The organism is Asticcacaulis sp. (assembly GCA_024707255.1).
Taxonomy (GTDB): domain Bacteria; phylum Pseudomonadota; class Alphaproteobacteria; order Caulobacterales; family Caulobacteraceae; genus Asticcacaulis.
The window spans coordinates 1,054,987-1,071,991 of record JANQAC010000002.1 but is presented as its reverse complement, the minus strand read 5'-3'; the positions used below and the strand labels follow the sequence as shown (position 1 = coordinate 1,071,991).

The 17,005-nt window shown below is 59.4% G+C and carries 16 protein-coding genes and 1 pseudogene; 4 read left to right on the top strand and 13 right to left on the bottom strand.

Annotated features, from left to right (window positions below; genetic code table 11):
• Window positions 1-23: 23 nt before the first annotated feature.
• The 9 genes and pseudogenes from gyrA to NVV72_16275 all read right to left on the bottom strand — a co-directional run bounded on the left by gyrA (window position 24) and on the right by NVV72_16275 (window position 11,546).
• Window positions 24-2,828: a DNA gyrase subunit A gene (gyrA, locus tag NVV72_16315; protein ID MCR6660824.1), complete on the bottom strand. Its 2,805-nt coding sequence runs from the start codon at window positions 2,826-2,828 to the stop codon at window positions 24-26.
• 80 nt (window positions 2,829-2,908) lie between these two features.
• The gene (gene ssb / locus NVV72_16310; protein MCR6660823.1) at window positions 2,909-3,403 is read right to left on the bottom strand and encodes a single-stranded DNA-binding protein; all 495 of its coding nucleotides are present in this window, start codon (window positions 3,401-3,403) and stop codon (window positions 2,909-2,911) included.
• Between the two features lie 163 nt (window positions 3,404-3,566).
• Complete coding sequence (locus NVV72_16305; protein MCR6660822.1) at window positions 3,567-4,034, bottom strand: hypothetical protein; 468 nt, start codon at window positions 4,032-4,034, stop codon at window positions 3,567-3,569.
• A 118-nt stretch (window positions 4,035-4,152) separates the two neighbouring features.
• Complete coding sequence (locus NVV72_16300; GenBank protein MCR6660821.1) at window positions 4,153-4,827, bottom strand: hypothetical protein; 675 nt, start codon at window positions 4,825-4,827, stop codon at window positions 4,153-4,155.
• A 152-nt stretch (window positions 4,828-4,979) separates the two neighbouring features.
• Complete coding sequence (locus NVV72_16295; GenBank protein MCR6660820.1) at window positions 4,980-6,665, bottom strand: hypothetical protein; 1,686 nt, start codon at window positions 6,663-6,665, stop codon at window positions 4,980-4,982.
• Between the two features lie 1,489 nt (window positions 6,666-8,154).
• Window positions 8,155-8,986, bottom strand: a pseudogene (locus NVV72_16290) (flagellin).
• A 144-nt stretch (window positions 8,987-9,130) separates the two neighbouring features.
• Window positions 9,131-9,466 (bottom strand): flagellar biosynthesis protein FlaG, encoded by a 336-nt coding sequence (locus NVV72_16285; protein MCR6660819.1) that lies wholly within the window; start codon window positions 9,464-9,466, stop codon window positions 9,131-9,133.
• Window positions 9,467-9,580: 114 nt separating this feature from the next.
• A complete protein-coding gene (locus NVV72_16280) occupies window positions 9,581-10,411 on the bottom strand; it encodes a flagellin (protein ID MCR6660818.1) in 831 nt (276 codons plus the stop codon).
• A 304-nt stretch (window positions 10,412-10,715) separates the two neighbouring features.
• Window positions 10,716-11,546: a flagellin gene (locus tag NVV72_16275; protein ID MCR6660817.1), complete on the bottom strand. Its 831-nt coding sequence runs from the start codon at window positions 11,544-11,546 to the stop codon at window positions 10,716-10,718.
• Between the two features lie 458 nt (window positions 11,547-12,004).
• Here NVV72_16275 and NVV72_16270 point away from each other — a divergent pair, with 458 nt between their 5' ends.
• Window positions 12,005-13,249, top strand: coding sequence for a beta-lactamase family protein (locus tag NVV72_16270; protein ID MCR6660816.1), 1,245 nt, complete (start codon window positions 12,005-12,007; stop codon window positions 13,247-13,249).
• 5 nt (window positions 13,250-13,254) lie between these two features.
• On the opposite strand, the gene NVV72_16265 is transcribed toward NVV72_16270, so the two are convergent.
• Together NVV72_16265 and NVV72_16260 are read right to left on the bottom strand one after the other, a co-directional pair.
• The gene (locus tag NVV72_16265; GenBank protein MCR6660815.1) at window positions 13,255-13,515 is read right to left on the bottom strand and encodes a hypothetical protein; all 261 of its coding nucleotides are present in this window, start codon (window positions 13,513-13,515) and stop codon (window positions 13,255-13,257) included.
• Window positions 13,516-13,609: 94 nt separating this feature from the next.
• A complete protein-coding gene (locus NVV72_16260) occupies window positions 13,610-14,077 on the bottom strand; it encodes a response regulator (GenBank protein MCR6660814.1) in 468 nt (155 codons plus the stop codon).
• A gap of 205 nt (window positions 14,078-14,282) precedes the next feature.
• Between NVV72_16260 and NVV72_16255 the strand changes: the two genes are divergently transcribed.
• The 3 genes from NVV72_16255 to NVV72_16245 all read left to right on the top strand — a co-directional run bounded on the left by NVV72_16255 (window position 14,283) and on the right by NVV72_16245 (window position 15,653).
• Window positions 14,283-14,774 (top strand): methylated-DNA--[protein]-cysteine S-methyltransferase, encoded by a 492-nt coding sequence (locus NVV72_16255; GenBank protein MCR6660813.1) that lies wholly within the window; start codon window positions 14,283-14,285, stop codon window positions 14,772-14,774.
• A 134-nt stretch (window positions 14,775-14,908) separates the two neighbouring features.
• Window positions 14,909-15,055, top strand: coding sequence for a hypothetical protein (locus tag NVV72_16250; protein MCR6660812.1), 147 nt, complete (start codon window positions 14,909-14,911; stop codon window positions 15,053-15,055).
• Window positions 15,056-15,128: 73 nt separating this feature from the next.
• Entirely contained in the window at window positions 15,129-15,653 is a 525-nt protein-coding gene (locus tag NVV72_16245) for a cytochrome c family protein (GenBank protein MCR6660811.1), read from the top strand.
• Here NVV72_16245 and NVV72_16240 read toward each other — a convergent pair.
• Together NVV72_16240 and NVV72_16235 are read right to left on the bottom strand one after the other, a co-directional pair.
• Window positions 15,650-16,432, bottom strand: a complete 783-nt coding sequence (locus tag NVV72_16240) for a hypothetical protein (protein MCR6660810.1) — start codon at window positions 16,430-16,432, stop codon at window positions 15,650-15,652. The genes NVV72_16245 and NVV72_16240 overlap by 4 nt on opposite strands.
• Before the next feature lie 83 nt (window positions 16,433-16,515).
• Window positions 16,516-17,004 carry an NfeD family protein gene (locus NVV72_16235; GenBank protein ID MCR6660809.1) on the bottom strand — a complete coding sequence of 163 codons (489 nt, stop codon included), beginning with the start codon at window positions 17,002-17,004 and terminating at the stop codon, window positions 16,516-16,518.
• Window position 17,005 lies beyond the last annotated feature (1 nt).

The following is a 17,005-nucleotide window of genomic DNA, read 5'->3' as shown; positions in this document are numbered from 1 at the left end:
CGGCGCCCCTTGCTGCGGCTGATTCAGGTCGCGTCCGTGACCGATGCGGTTTCGTCCGTTGTATCCGCGTCGTCCTCGCCCGACTCCACAATCCGTTCAACCGAGACCACCTTCTGGCCTTCTGAGGTGCGGAAAATGGTGACGCCCTGGGTATTGCGGCTGGCGATGCGGACGGTTGTCACATTGGTACGGATCAGTTGCCCGCCCGATGTTACCAGCAGCAGACCATCTGTCGCATCAATCGGGAAGGAGGCAATGAGCCTGCCGCCCCGCTTGCTGAGGTCGATGGCGACGATCCCCTGCCCGCCCCGGCCTGTGCGGCGATAATCATAGGAGGATGACCGCTTGCCGAAGCCGATATCCGAAACCGTCAGGATGAATTCCTCGCCCGCCGCCAGTTCAGCGATGCGTTCCGGTGACAGGCTGGCTTCTTCGCCGCCTTCCTCACCGTCATCATCCGCAGGCGCCGGTGCCTCTTCCCCCTCTTCCGTATTGGCCGTCGCGCGTTGCTGGGCGGCATATTTCAGATAGGCGGCGCGTTCAGCCGGCGTGGCCTCGACGCGTTTCAGGATCGCCATGGAGATGACCGTATCCTCACCCAGAAGGCGCACGCCGCGCACACCGGTCGAATCCCGGCCCTTGAAGACACGCACTTCGTCGACCGCAAAGCGGATTGACCGACCACCGGAGGTGGACAGCAGAACGTCCTGATCCTCGTTGCAGACGGCCACGCCGACAATGGCGTCGCCCTCTTCCAGCTTCATGGCGATCTTGCCGGCGCGATTGACGTTGACGAAATCGCTCAGCTTGTTGCGGCGGATATCGCCCGACTTCGTGGCGAAGATGATGTCCTGGCGTTCCCAGGCGGCTTCATCCTCAGGCAGGGCCAGGATATTGGTGATGGTTTCACCGCCATCGAGCGGCAGCAGGTTGACGAACGCCTTGCCCTTGGACTGCGGATTACCCAGCGGCAGACGCCACACCTTGAGCTTGTACACCTTGCCGGTAGAGGAGAAGAACAGCATGGGCTGGTGCGTGGTGGCCGAATAGACACCGGTGATGGCGTCCTCGTCCTTCATGGCCATGCCGGAACGGCCCTTGCCGCCGCGGTGCTGCTCACGATAGGCGGCCAGCGCCGTGCGCTTGACGTAACCGGAGTGGGTCACCGTGACCACCATGTCCTCGCGCGGGATGAGGTCCTCATCTTCAATGTCGCCTTCACCATCGACGATCGTCGTGCGGCGCGGAACGGCATAAAGGGCTTTCACCTCGCTCAGTTCCTCGCGCACGATGCCGAGGATGCGTTCGCGCGAGCCCAGGATTTCGAGATAGTTGGCGATGGCGGCGGCCAGGGTCTTGATCTCGTCGCCGATTTCATCACGGCCGAGGCCGGTCAGGCGAGACAAGGTCAGGGCGAGGATGGCGCGGGCCTGTTCATCGGTCAGGCGGACCTGACGGTCTTCGAGCACGATCGAGCGCGGATCGGCGATCAGGTCGATCATCGGCGCCATGTCGCCGGATGGCCAGGTGCGCGAGGTCAGGCGCTGACGGGCTTCCGAGGGATCGGCCGAAGAGCGGATAATGTGGATGACTTCATCGATATTGGCGACGGCGATCGACAGGCCGACCAGGGTATGGCCGCGATCCCGCGCCTTACCCAATTCGAAGCGCGTGCGGCGAACGACGACTTCCTCGCGGAATTCGAGGAACAGTTCGAGCAGCTTGCGCAGGCCCATCTGCTGCGGGCGGCCGTGATTCAGCGCCAGCATGTTGACGCCGAAGCTCGATTGCAGCGCCGTGTAGCGATAGAGCTGGTTAAGAATGACGTCGCCCGAGGCTTCGCGCTTCAGTTCGACGACGACGCGCATACCCTGGCGATCGCTTTCATCACGGATATCGGAAATGCCTTCGATACGCTTTTCGCGCACCATGTCGGCGATATATTCGATCAGGGTCGCCTTGTTCACCTGATAGGGAATCTCGGTAATGACGATGGCTTCGCGGTCCTTGCGGATCGTCTCGACGCTGGCCTTGCCGCGCGTGACCACCGAGCCGCGGCCCGTCATCAGGGCCTGACGCGCCCCGGAACGGCCGAGGATTTCGCCACCGGTCGGGTAATCCGGCCCCGGCACGATATCGAGCAGTTCTTCCAGGGTAACGTTCGGATTATCGAGCAGGGCCAGGCAGGCGTCGATCACCTCGCCGAGATTGTGCGGCGGGATATTGGTCGCCATGCCGACGGCGATGCCGCCGGCGCCATTGACCAGCAGGTTCGGGATGCGCGACGGAAGGACCGAGGGCTCGTCTTCCTTGCCGTCATAGTTGGGCTGGAAGTCGACCGTGTCCTTGTCGATATCGGCCAGCAGCGACATGGCCGGCTTGGAGAGGCGCGATTCAGTATAACGCATGGCCGCCGGGGCATCGCCATCGACCGAGCCGAAATTGCCCTGGCCATCGACCAGCAGCAGCCCCATCGAGAAGGGCTGGGCCATGCGGACTAGGGAGTTGTAGATGGCCAGATCGCCGTGCGGGTGATACTTACCCATCACGTCACCGACGATACGCGAACATTTCACATAGGATTTTTCGGGCGTGTGCCCTTCTTTGTGCATCGAATACATGATGCGGCGGTGGACGGGCTTCAGGCCGTCACGGGCGTCCGGCAGGGCGCGCGACACGATGACGCTCATGGCGTAATCGAGATAGGAGCGCTTCAGTTCGTCTTCGATCGTGATGAAGCTGATGCCGGTCGGCGGCTGGCCGCCAAAACCGTTACGGGGATCTTCGTCTTCAGGCCCCAAAACGTCGCCAGATGTCGTATCGTTCATGAATTCAATGTCTTGTATGCATCCACGCCGCCTTTAACGGCGGCGTGGATTGTTAAAACGCGTAGAGGTACAGTTCTGCCTTAGAACGGAATTTCGTCGTCCAGGTCGAAGTTCTGCGGCGCGCCGGAAGGGGCCGCCTTCGGACCGGAGGAAGCGGGCGCACCGCCATAGGAATCCTCATATTGGTCATAACCGCCACCGGAAGAGGCGCCGCCGCTGTCGCCACGACCGCCCAGAAGGGTCAGGTTTCCGTTGAAGCGCTGCAGGACGACCTCGGTCGAATATTTTTCAACGCCGTTCTGGTCGGTCCATTTGCGCGTTTGCAGGCTGCCTTCGACATAAACCGAGGAGCCCTTGCGCAGATACTGCTCGGCGATTTTGGCCAGGTTATCGTTGAAGATGACGACACGGTGCCATTCCGTCTTTTCCTTGCGCTCGCCCGTCGCCTTGTCGCGCCACTGCTCGGAGGTGGCGATCGTCAGGTTGGCGATCCGGTCGCCGGAGGGCATGTTGCGGATTTCTGGATCCTTGCCGAGATTGCCGATCAGAATGACCTTGTTGACACTGCCTGCCATCGTAAACTTCCTTTATTGCCTGAGCGCTTTCCACGCTCTTTTGTTCCATGACGAATCGGTTCGCCATGAAGGCGCCGAATAGTTAACACTAGAACCTTATGCCGCTCATGGGAAGGCCCGCAACGGCTTTGCCGCCGCTTCTCGCCGCCTCTTCCACAGATAGTTACTTCTTGGCGTCCGAAGGCATTTGCGGCAGATTTTTCGGGATATCGACCGTCACCTGTTCACCGGTCGGCGCCTCTTCCTGGACCACCGATCCCGGCGCCACCAGACGGCCGTCCGGCGCCTTCACCAGCAGCGGGAAGGCCGGCCCTTCATAGTGCTGCGAATAGCGCACTTCGCGTCCGCTGGCGAAGAGGAAGGTGCCATTATAGGCGCCGATCGTCTGCTCACCGGCCGTGCGGGTCGCCATCAGGTCCATGCGGGCATTGTAGAGCCGGACAGCGCAATGTTCGAGGTCCGGCTCGTTCTTCGACAGTTCGTTGAATTTCAGGCCGCCTGCTTTGGGAAAGCCGACATAATAGCAGGCATTTGCCACCTCCGGCGCCTTTACGCGCTTCTGGCATCCGGCCAGGCCGGTCATGGCCGCAGCACCGATCAGGCCGCCCAGCAGAATTGTCTTGGTTTTCATGGCTTATCCTTCGTAATCCGCCCCTTAATCAGACAGCGGATTTAACCACGTTTAACCGGAAAAAACCAAGGAAAATCCATGAAAAAAGGCGGGACAAAAGCCCCGCCTTTTAATTCCCTCAGCGCACCATCGGCACCGAACACCCCTGCCCCTGGTCGACCAGCGGGCGGAAGGTGGCGTTATCATCCGATTGCTCGACGCGCCTCGGCACCAGGCGCAGGGTTTTGCTGCCCCAGCGGCCATAAGACGCCTGACCGGGTGACACACAGCGCGTATCAAACAGGAGAATAGCGCACTGGCCGATCGTGATATTATCCGCCAGCTTGTTCCACGAATTGCTGCTGTAGCGCAGGCAGGACGCCGTCGGGCCGGCGGCCGTCGCCGTGGGCGGCACGATTTCCGCCCCCTGGGCCGGATCGGCCGGTTGGGCGGCCTCGGCGCTTCCCGGCGCGCCAGGCACAGGCACAAGCGAAGCCGTGGGCGCCGCCACCTGGTTACCGTTGTCATCGATACCGACATCAAGCGACTGGGCGGCGACGCCGTTCTTTTTGGCGCATTCCGCCAGGGTGACATCGCCGACATATGCGCCGTTGACATAGCAGCGCAGAGGCTTCTTGGTGTCGAGCGACGGCGCCGGATCGGCCACCTTGAAGGTCAGGCCGGTCGGCTGATCATTCATCTTTTCGTCGTCCTTATGGCCGCGCGAAATGCCCATAGCCAGTATGATGCCGACAATAATTGCCACCGCCGCGCCTGTGCCGATGGCGATCCAGCGCTTTTGATCCTTGGCCATGAACTCCCCTCATTGACGCAAACACGCGTCCTGACTGCTAACCATAATACGATTGACGCGAAAAGATGGCAACCGAATGACGGCCGGCAATCTGCTGCATTATGAGGATGTAAAAGCCCTGTTCCGCGCCCCGCTGTCAAGCGTCGGCTGGGCTAGCCGCCGCCCGTCAGACGATTCAGCGCCGCCTGGTAGTTGGCGATCTGGTCGGTCATATATTGCGGCACAGTGCCGCCGGTCTTGCCTTTTTTACTATTTTCGCTGTCCTGTGGATCGCCGTAACGCAGATAGGTATAGGCTTTCTGGACGTTTTTCAGCGTGTCCTGCAACGAAGCGATCGCCTTGGCGATATTGGCGTCGGAATTCAGGTTCAGCGAGGTATCAAATTCCAGGCCCATCGTCTTCTGGGACTTGAGATAATTGCTCGATGATGCATCCATCGCCTTGTCGGCGTCATTGGTGATCATGCCTGAGGCCAGACCAAGGCCGGCCAGGGCGTCCTTGCCCGCCGGGCCGCTGACGATTTCCATCTGGCTCGACGTGTTGGCGGGCTTGATATCCAGTCGGTCGATCTGCTTGCCAGTGACCTTGGTAACATCGGCCGTCAGCTTATAGCCGGAGGCGCGGGTGATTTTGGTCGCCAGGCTTTCCAGCGTGTCATTGGCCTCGATGGTGATGGTCTTCTTAACGCCCGTCTTGGGATCGACCAGGTAGAACTGGTCGCCGGTCCGCACACTCGTACCCGACGTGATCAGCTTGGAATCGGTGGTTTCGATCTTGCCGAGCGGCAAGCCGAGGCGATCGAGCACGCTGCCGGAATTGGCCGATACCGCGATGGCATTCGGCGTCACCATGCCGTTCGTGCCGGTAAAGCGCGTCTGGTATTCCACGGCGCCCGTATCGATGTTCAGCCGTGCCAGATAAGCGTCATTGCCGTTGATCTTGGTCGTGCCGTCGATCGCGCCATTGGTCTGGCCGGAAATCCACGCCTTGCCATTGGCGAACTGCACCTTGGCGTCTTTTTCCGTGCCCGTGCCACCATAGAAGGCGATGCGGTCATTGGTGGTGACGGACATGTCCGCATCCACCGAAAGGGCGAAGGCGTCATAGGAGCCGGCATATTGCGCCGTCTCATTGCCGGTCGCGCTCAAAAGGCTGCCAGACCCGGACGATCCGCCGAGATAGACCTTGCCGTTATAGATATCCATGCCGCTGATCGTGCCGCCGCCAATGCCGCCCAGGTCGCGCGAAGCCGACTGGGTGGCCGTGTATTTGGTCGTCGTTACGCCCTTCGAATCCATCGTCGTGGTCGAGCCCAGGTCGAAGGTTTTCAGCACAGCATTGCCGTTTTCCACGCCAGCAACATAGAGCGTATTGCCGTCCGTCTTCAGTTGCGACACCGTATCGCTCTGCGCCGTGCCGGTCTGGACGGTGAATTTGTAATCGCCCGTGGCCGAAAAGCCCATGACATAGCCGTCATAGCCGCCCTTGGCCGTGCCGCTGGCGCCCTGCATCAGCCCTTGCGTCTTGCCGCCGACAAAGACCGAACCGTCATCGCCAAAGGTCACCGAGGTCGCTTCATCCGCGCCGCTCGCCCCACGTCTTTGCGTCCACTGCTCGACACCGGCGGAATCATAGACCGTGACGAAGCTGTCGGTTGTCGTGTTGTCGGCACCGTTCAGGCTGGTGGTCGTGGTCGAAGTACTGGTGGCGGTATTCGTGCCACTGCCGTAGGTCGTGACCTTGGTGGTGGCGACATCGAGCGCGCCGGTCACCGAACCGGTCACCGCCACCTTGCCGTCGGCCGAGACCGCCAGTGGCCGTGCCCGAGGCCGTGTCACTGGCGCCAAGGGTGCGCGTGAAGACGATCTTGCCGGCGGAATCGTACTTGATCAGGGCCACATCCTGCGTGCCCTTGATGGTCTGATCATCGGTCGTATTATCGACATTGGCCAGCACATAGAGCGATCCGTCCGGTCCGGCGGCGGTTTGCAGGGCATTGGCGATGGTATCATCGGCAGAGCCGTTGGCGTCCACATTGGCCACGGAATCGGGCAGCACGGTCTGGCCGGATTCGCCCGCCGTCCAGTATTGCGCCCCCACCTTGGAAATCGCCGCCGCCGGCTGAGTTGCCGTGCTTGAGCTGTCGGTCTGGAATTTCAATATCTGCGAGGTGACGCTGTTGGTCGTGGTTGATGTGCCGTCCGCCGCTTTCTTGGTGGTGGTGATTGTCGGATCGCCGGTCGTCTGCACCACATAGACCGAATCCTGCAGGGCCGGCGCGCTCATGGTCAGAGCCTCGGTCGTCACACCCTTGATCTGCAACCCGAACGTATCCTGGCCGGCGGACAGAGTGACCGTCTTGCCGTTGATCGTCGTCGTGGTCGGCACGGCCGGCGTGCGGTTAACCACGAACTTGGTCTGCAGCCCCTGCTCTTTCAGCTTGCTGTTGATGTAGCTGACCACATTCGACATGCTGCGGGTCTGCGTGCCCATTTCAGCCAGGTCGATATTGACGGTAAACGGCGTGGCCGTGCCGATCTTCTTGACGCTCATGGTGAATTTGACATCGCCCTCGAACGCCTTGACGGCGGTCGAAGCGGAACCGGTCTGGATCGCCGGCCCGGTATAGAGGGTATCGGTCCGCGCCGTGCCGACCGTGCCCTTGAGCTCACTGGTCAGGGTGCCTTCGGTCAGGGACAGGTGATCGTATTTCGTATCGGACAGATAGCTGCCGACCTCGGCCATGCCGGCGGCAAAACGGCGCTGGACCGCCGCCAGGGTCAGGGCGGATATCTTTGAATCCTGCGCCTTGCTGGCCAGCCCTTCCAGAGCATTAAGCCCCTGATAAAGGGTAAAGAGCTTGGTATAGTCGGGCGAGGCGCCCGCCACATTGGAGGTGACCGCATTGGGGTCGATAAACCGGCGGCCGCCCAGCACCTTCGTGACCAGGTCGTCTTCCGACATCATGCCGGAACTGCCCGTCCAGGGCGCCGATGGCGCCGCCGCCTGCCCTGTTGGGGAATTGGTTTTGGTGCTGGCGGAACCGCTCGACGACGAACCAGACGATGACGCATCCGTCGACGCAATGCCCATCTTGGCATTGTAGTAACTGGTCAGCAATGAGGCATCAAAAGAGATGGTCACAACAGGTCCGGCGGCGAATGAAACGTATCAGTGCTCAGTATCGATGGATAATCCTTAAGAGTCGTAAACACTTGAGATTAATGCGCCGGAAGTCCTGATAAAATAACGCCCTGACGGTCACGCCAAACTGAAAAAGGCGAGCCTGAAGCCCGCCTTTTGAGAGACACCCGGATGCCGGCCGCCCTATTTGAACAGCGACAGGATCTGCTGCGGCGACTGGTTAGCGATCGACAGCGCCTGGGTGCCGAGTTGCTGCTGTACCTGAAGCGCCTGGAGACGTGAGCTCTCCTTGGCCATGTCAGCATCCACCAGATTGCCGATACCGCCGGTGATCGAGATCCTGAAGTTTCGAGACGAAACTCAAATGCCCCTCGATCTGCTTGGCCTGCGAGCCCAGCGCGCCCAGATTGGCATTTAGATTGTCAATGGACTGATCGAGTTGAGTCAGGAGCAGCGACGCCCCCGTAGCCGACGAAATGTCGCTGGCTGCCGAAAGCGTGATGATCGGTCCGCCCAGGGCCATGGTGCGGACGCTCAGCGTGATGACCGAATTGGCGTCAGCATTGGCGATGAACTGGATGGCGTTGGACAGCGAGCCATCGATAATGTTGGAGCCGTTGAAGGTGGCGTTTTCCACGACGTGGGTAATCTGGCCCAGAATGGCCTTGTAATCACTGCTGAGCGCATTGCGCGAGGTCGTGTCGATCGAGGTATCCATCGCGCCGACGACTTTTTCGCGCAACTGGTTCAGCAGATCAGAAACCGATTCGCCGGCCGCCAGCGACACATCGGCGATGGAAGACGCGCGGTTAAGGCTGTCAGTCACGGCGTTCAGGCCCCCCAGGTCCGCACGCTGCCCCTGCGCGATGGCGTAGACCGAGGCATTGTCCTTGGCCGAGGAAACCGCCAGGCCCGTGCTAATCTTCTGCTGCGCATCCTCCAGGCTTTTGTTGGTTACGTTAAGATTTTGCAAGGCAATCATCGCGGAGGAGTTCGTATGAACGCTCACTGTCATGGCCTAAATACCTTCTATAAAAACGCCGACTCAGCAGAGTCTTAACTTTTATGGTAAGCAAATGGTTAATGAGCGCAAACGACTTTTACCGCGCATTAGGGAATGCACGGTGGATAAATACAAATATTGACCTGAAAGTCCGGTTTAGACGTCTGTCTTTATAACCGAACCGGCCTGGTAATTCGACGCTTCCCTCATCCTGGTAAGCTCCTGGCGCGGCAGGACGCGAACCACTTCGCCGGTATAGCGATCGATGGCCTTGTAGACCCAATCGCCCGTGTCCGGATCCTTGTCGACCGTCAACCGCAGCATGTAGGCCGGCGTCTGGCCCTGGCTGCTTCCCTTGGAAAGGTCGGCGCCAGATTCATTCTTCGATTGCTCCGAACCATTACCGGCGGCAACCTCGACAGGCACGTCAGGCGCAGGTTTTACATGAGATACGTCAGGAACCTGCGGGAAACTGAGAATATTATTGATCATCTTCGCAACTCGCCTGCGCTCTTACACGTCAGGCGCCCTCCGATAGAATGGGTGAAAAGAAAAAGGGAGACGAGCCTGTGGCCCGCCTCCCGATTTCAAGAGGCTTTGGACCGATTAACGGAACAGGCTCAGGACAGTCGAGGTCGACTGGTTGGCAATGGACAGGGCCTGAATGCCGAGCTGCTGCTTTGTTTGCAGAGCTTGCAGTTTGGCGCTTTCCTTGGCCAGGTCAGCATCGACCAGGTTGCCGATACCGGCAGTGATCGAGTCTTGCAGCTTGCCGACGAACTCCAAGTGGTTATCAACCGCCTTGGACGACGTACCCAGCTTGGCGAGAGCCGCCGAAACCGAGTTGATCGAGCTGTCGAGCGTGGTCAGCAGGGCACCGGCCGACGACGCGGTCGAGAACGACGCGTTGCTGGCGAGGGTCACAATGCTGCCGCCGAGCGACAGGTTCTGAGCGGCAACCGTCAGGACGCTGGAACCATCGGCATTGGCAAGAGCCGTAACCGAGCCCTGGCTGCCGTCAACGAGGTTGATACCGTTGAAGGAGGCGTTGGTCAGGGTCTTGGTGATCTGATCGCGGATGGATTCGAAGTCGGCCTTGAGGGCGCTGCGGCTGGTGGAGTCCAGCGAGGTGTCGGAAGCGGCCAGGGCCTTTTCCTTCAACTGGGTCAGCATGTCCGAAACGGATTCGCCGGCGGACGAAGCAACGTCCACAACCGAAGTCGCGCGGGACAGGGAGTCCTTGACAGCGTCGAGCGACGAAACGGTCGAACGCTGACTTTGGGCGATGGCGAAAGCGGCGCCGTCGTCCTTGGCACTGCCAACCTTCAAACCGGTATTGATGCGGTTTTGGGTCGTTTGCAGGTCGGTGTTGGTTTTATTGAGGTTTTGCAGGGCAATCATAGCCCCGACATTGGTATTGACGCTATTCACGGGCATCTGTCTAGTCTTTCTTCTAGAAGTGAACCGGCGACGTTTTGTCTGCCGGCGGCATTTTGCCTGAGGTCGAGACTGCAAGAAAAAGGCCACACCGGCCAAATTTCGAGAAATACGCAACGAACTGATTTATTTCATTTTAATGGCGCATTAAGGATAATTTTGCCGGGTAATTTTTGCCGGAGGGCGGCAATATTTGCCGAGGCCGGCAGCTTTTGCCCACAAGCTTGCGCTCTTCGCCTCCCCCTTCAAAATGGGGACAACGGAAAATAAGCCGGGGCGGACGCGGCCCGCCCCGGCATAAGGGTTACTTGAACAGGCTAAGCACCGTTTGCGGCGCCTGATTGGCGATGGATAGCGCCTGTACGCCCAATTGCTGCTTTGTCTGCAACGATTGGAGTTTCGCGCTTTCTTTCGCCAGGTCAGCGTCCACAAGGTTGCCGATACCTGCCGTAACCGAGTCTTGCAGATTACCAATGAAGGTCATGTGCGCCTCCAGAGCCTTGGAAGACGTACCCAGTTTTGCCAGGGCCGCCGAGACATTGTTGATCGAGTCATCAATCGTCGTCAGCAGTGCGCCCGCGGAAGAAGCGGTTGCAAACGCAGCCGTCGTTGCCAACGTCACGATCGTGCCGCCAAGGCTCAGATTTTGCCCGGCGACGGTCAGTCGTGAATTGCCGTCAGCATTCGCCAGGGCCTCAAGACCCGGCAGCGAGCCATCAATCAGGTTGATGCCGTTGAACTTGGCGTTCGACATGGTCTTGGTGATCTGGTCACGCAAGGCAGCGAAATCCGTGTTCAGGGCCTCCCGGCTGGTGGTATCCAACGACGTGTCGGAAGCTGCGAGTGCCTTCTCCTTCATCTGGGTGAGCATATCCGAAATGCTTTCACCCGCCGACATGGCCACATCCACGGAGGACGTCGCCCGGTTCAGCGAGTCTTTTACCGCATCCAGGGAGGCAACGGTGGATCGCTGGCTTTGAGCGATAGCGAAGGTCGCACCGTCATCCTTGGCTGAGCCCACCTTCAAACCGGTGTTGATCCGGTTCTGGGTGGTAGACAGTTCAGAATTCGTCTTGTTCAGGTTCTGCAGCGCAATCATTGCGCCAACATTGGTGTTCACCGAGTTGTTCAACATCGGATTTCCTTTCCATTCTGGTCGGGGGATTTAAACGGCTTTTGCCGCACAGCTATTTTAGCCGGTGATGCACACAGCAAGCCGGAGGCCAGGGAATGGGCGGGCAAATTTTAATTTAATACGTTGAAATTAAATAATATTATTTAGTTGCCACATGTCGAGATCAACCCGCTAAAAACGCCTCCCCGGCAAAAGCTTCCGCAAATCCCGGCCGGGCGGCAATTTTAACCGGCCGTTAGCCATCTTCGCGGGCATTTTCAGGCCAATCCAGCCATTGGAACACATTTTGCTCACAAAAATATGACCCTGTGAATTTCCCGTTTACCAAAACGATTTTGAAACCATTTACCGATTAGCCTAGTCTTTCCGGCAAATGACGGCGAGATTCGCTATCGATTTTTTACACCCCTGAGCGCAGGACGGCGGCGCGCCTGGGGCATCTACTGGTTTGTAAGCTTATGACCGCAACGCATGAAAACCCGGCCATCCTGACACGGCGCTCAACCCTCGGCCTGATGCTGGCCGCACTGGCGGGCAATGCCGCCGCTCCCTCCCTGATCCGGACCGTCGAAAAGGCAGCCACCCCGGCGACGCCGGCAAAAAAGACGCTTGGACCGCCCCTGCTCGACTGGCCCAGCCTGACAGCGCTTGGCCAGGCGATGGTCGACAAGAAGCTGACGCCAGGCCTGAGCCTCAGCGTCATGGCTGCCGGCGTGCTGCTCTATTCAAAGGGTTTCGGCCTGGCCAATATAGAGAGCAATGCCGCCGCCACACCGCAGACTGGATTTCGCGTGGCCTCGATCACCAAGCAGTTCACGGCCGCGGCCATTCTGCTTCTGGCCGAAGGCGGCCTCTTGACCCTTGATGATCCGTTGTCAAAATTCCTGCCAGCGGTGCCGCGCGGTGAAAACATTACCCTGCGCCAGCTCCTCAGCCACACCTCCGGCATGGGAGACTATATCAACGGCCAGGTCAGCAGTATCCTGACCGAGGCGCAGACCCGCGACTACACGGCCGACGAACTCATCAAAATCATTACCGCCCGCCAGCCCTTTTACCGCGCCCAGCCCGGTGCCACCTGGCTTTACAGCAACAGCGCCTTCACCCTGCTGGGCATCGTGGTCGAAAAACTGTCCGGCATGGCCTTTGCCGATTTCTGCGCCCAGCATCTGTTTGCACCCGCCGGACTGAGCCAGACGGTGATCGACAAGATCTGCAACACCACGGCCATCTGCAACGGCTATCGCCCCAACTTCCGGGCACCGATGAAATATGACCTGGCCATGCCTATTTCCCCGAGTTTCGCGGGCGGCGCCGGCGCCATCCGCTCAACCACGGAAGATCTGTGCCTGTGGCATCTGGCCCTGCTGAGCGGAAAGGTGCTGAAGCCGGAAAGCGTGGAGGCCATGCTTACCCCCACCCTGCTCCGGAACGGCAAGCCCGCCTATGAGCGTCAGGGCGCCGATCCGCTGGAATATGGTCTGGGCCAGGGGCTCGGCACCATGAAAAGCCTGAAACTGGCAGCGCACGGCGGCCGCATCAACGGATTCACCGGTCACCTGCGCAGCTTTACGGACAGCAAGCTGACTGTCGCTATTCTTTATAACAGCGATGGCGGCGGCGCGCCCGGTTTTGCCGCAGCTCAGAAAGGTCTGAAAACCGAGGCCAGTCGCCTCGGCATCGAGCACCTCGGCCTGGTCTGACCACCTTATGAGCGCCGGTAAGACTGATCGCTATCCTGGTTGTCGGCGTTTAGGCGTTCTTCGGACCCATCCACATACACGTTGATCGAACCGTCCGGGGTTGTTTCGACGCGGTTGACGATCGCCGGCCCGCCAAAGCGATCGCGCATGTTTTCGTCATTGATGCGATGTTCCGGCTGGGGCGTGCTCTGGAAACGGAAATCGTTCGACAGGTAGATTTCCTCGCCTGTGTTGTTGTCGAAGATATGGTAGATGGTCTCAGCCATTTGAATGCTCCTTCAATAGGCACACTCTGCCACGCCCGCGCATAAAAACAAGATACGGAAGTTACATTGAAAGCCAGTACGCCGGCAGCAGATGTCAGGCGGCGCGCAGCAGACGGACCCCCTCGCCTTCGGGCTCCAGTTTCAATGTCGGGATGGCGGTCAGCATGGGCCTGAGCTGCGCCAGAGAAGCCGGCTTGACCATATAGCCCACGGCCCCCAGCGCCTTTGCCCTGACCTGGTCCTGGTCATAGGTGGAGCCGGTACACATCACCACGGCCACATGCCTCAACGCCGCATCCCGGCGCACCGCCTCCAAAAGCTCGAAACCATCCATGCCCGGCATGTTGATGTCAAGCAGCAGCAGATCGACGGCCTTCCCCTGGATCATGGCCTGCTCCAGGACTTCCAGCGCCTCTTTTGCCCCATGGGCGACCTTGAGATTGAACTGCATCCGGTCACGGACCTGCAGGAAGACGCGGGCCAGTTCGATATCCGCCTTCCGGTCATCGATCAGGAGCACATTGGCCAGCGGCTGATCAGATTTCAGGGCATCGGTGCTCATAGAATATATCCTTCGCTGGCTGCGGTACCGGGCACGGACTACACAAACCGCAACGCGCACCTCAGACCACATAATGCGTCACTCATGTTCGCACTTTTCATTGAAGCAAATTACTGACGTATGTCTTAAGGCTTGGTCAAGCCGCCGTCGCGATGCCCGAAAAGTTGATTTTGAGACTCTCATATCTGCGTGAGAAACTGGTGATATGGCCCTCTATTTTTCACATATCGACACACTGGTTGGCATGGCTGCGGCCACTGTGGACGAAGACGGCGCCCTGATTGAGTTCATTTTCCTGAACGGCGAGATGTCCCACCATTACTCCCGTCCCGGTCATGCGGAGCACGCGCCGGCACGGCTCGGGGAGGTGACGCGGCAGGTTCATGAATTCTTCGACCGCAAACGCACCGTTTTCACACTGGACCTGAAACCACGCGGCACCGATTTTCAGCTCAGGGTATGGGAGGCTCTATGTGACATTCCCTTCGGCGAGACCTGGTCATACCAGCGGATTGCCGCCGCCATCGGCGACATCAAGGCCACCCAGGCGGTCGGCGGCGCCAATAACAGGAACCCGATTGCCCTGATCATTCCCTGCCACCGTGTCATCGGCAAGAACGGCGCCCTGACGGGTTATGGCGGCGGCCTCCCGCTCAAGCAGAAACTGCTCGATTTCGAGACCCCGCTCCTCTTTTGATTGAGGAGGTTTTGCCACAGTCCTGCGGCATTGGATCACCTTGCGATATTTCCGATAGGCTGAAGGGATCGCTGTGGATTATGATGGAGAGAAAGCCGGTTAAAGCCCTACGAACCGGCAATACGGAGCCTCCCATGATTGCTCATCAAACCTCTGTCCGCCTGCTGCTACTGGCGCTGACGTCCATAGTTCTGCTGTCCGCCTGTAATCAGGAGCCCGGCGATTCCGCACCGAGCGAAGTACCGGCTTCCGCCCCCATGGACAGCAGCGCCTCGTCCTGAGTGCGACATTTTAACGGTCGCCAGACGCCTCGGTCTGGCTTAAGAGATGGGCGTTCATTCAGAGGCAGATCACATGACGAAGGCCATATTACTATTTTCTGCCGCCGCACTGATCTTAAGCGGCTGCGATTCCAAGGCGGATAATGACGATGCGCCGGACGTCGTGATGGCGGCACCGCATGTCTATACCGACGCGGAAAAAGTCGCCATCCAGACCACCTTCCCCGCCCCCTACAATACCGCCGACCTGGCTGCCGGCGAAAAGCAGTTCACCAAATGCCGCGCCTGTCACACGATCGGCCCCGACAAAATGAACCTGGTGGGGCCGCATCTTTATGGTGTTTTCGGCCGCAAATCGGGCACCGAACCGGGCTACACCTTCACGGAAGCCATGACGGCGCATAATGTTACCTGGGACTTCGACACGCTGGATACCTACCTCGCCGCGCCGCAGTCCGTCGTCAAAGGCACGAAGATGAGCTATCAGGGCATCCAGAATGAAACCGACCGCCGCAATCTGATTGCCTGGCTCAAGCTGGAAACAACGCCCTATGCGCCGCCGGCAGCGGCTTCGCAATCGGCCTCAAGTGCCGACTAAAACGTCTTCCACAGACTGACAACGACGGCCTGGACGGCGGGTACATTACGGCCGGCCGCCGTTTGACGCAGGCCGAGTTGCAGGCTGGTCTGCTGCTGCGGCCCGAAGCGGCGCACTACGCTCAGTTCGGTATTGGCCCATTCCGCATGTCCCCAGGCAGCCTTATCGGTGCGGCCGGCGAAAACCTGGGCCATGACCATCCATTTTGGCGAGGGCTTTACCCCCAGGGTTGCATCGATACGCCATTCATTGGCTTCATACTGGCGCAAATGACGCGCCGCCTGAAGATCGACGAACGCATCCTTGCCCAGCAGCCTGAAGTTCCGACCGGCATAGGCGCGCAGGTCATAATCGGTCCCGCCCTTAGAAGTCTGGTCGTAATCATTGCGCCGTCCTTTGCCGAAACCTTCGACCATGGCACCCAGCGCAAAGACGAAATCGTCGGTTCGTCTGATTGTCCAGCGTCCGCCGACTTCAATCGAACTCAGGCCGGAAAAGCGTTCCGAACCAGTGGTATAGTCGCGGTAGTTGACCTTGGCTGTCAGGGTCAGGTGCTCGGTGACCCCATGATCGACGAACAGCGACAGGTTGTTCTGCTTCCATCTGTCAAGCGCGATCGTCTTGTCGCCGGAAGCGTCGAACCCATCATCGGCAGCGCCTGGTTCATAGGTGATAATCGCCTGCGTATCGCCCTTCATCTGCGGCCAGGCACCCGCCTGAGCCACAGTCGGCAATACGAGGCACGCCGCAAGCATGGTCAGCCGCAACCAGATTTTCATGGATTTCCCCCAAACGGACCAGATGTCCGCCGGATATCAAACCAAAAAATGGTTAACGAGGCAAGATGCGACTTTAAAGCGAATCAGGCCGGCCGAACGAAAACCCGACCTTCATATATGCGCTCAATGATGACACGATCGCTGGCCGCCAGCTTCATCTGGCTCGCTTCGCCCAGCACGGCCGGCCATTCGACACCATCGAACACCACACGGCCGGTCCGTTCACCGCCGGACACCAGTTCAAAGCCGCTGAGCACCTCAGCCTCCTTGCCGACCATGCGCCGGTGCGGATCATTGACATCCGGGCTGTGGCTGCTCACCTTGAGAAATTTCGGCGTCAGCAGCCCCATCACCAGGCTCAGGACCGCGAAGGTCAGGGCCTGAAGGAACAGGCCGAACGGCAGGCCGGTCAAGCAGATTACCGCCACGACGCCGGCCGCGGCGGCGGCCCACAGCAGCCATTGCGTGCCCAGAAACATTTCAATGCCGAGCAGCAGCAGGCCGAAGACGAACCAGAACCAGAAGGCATTCATCGACATCGGCCCCATCAGAAGAATGGCATTCATATCCATG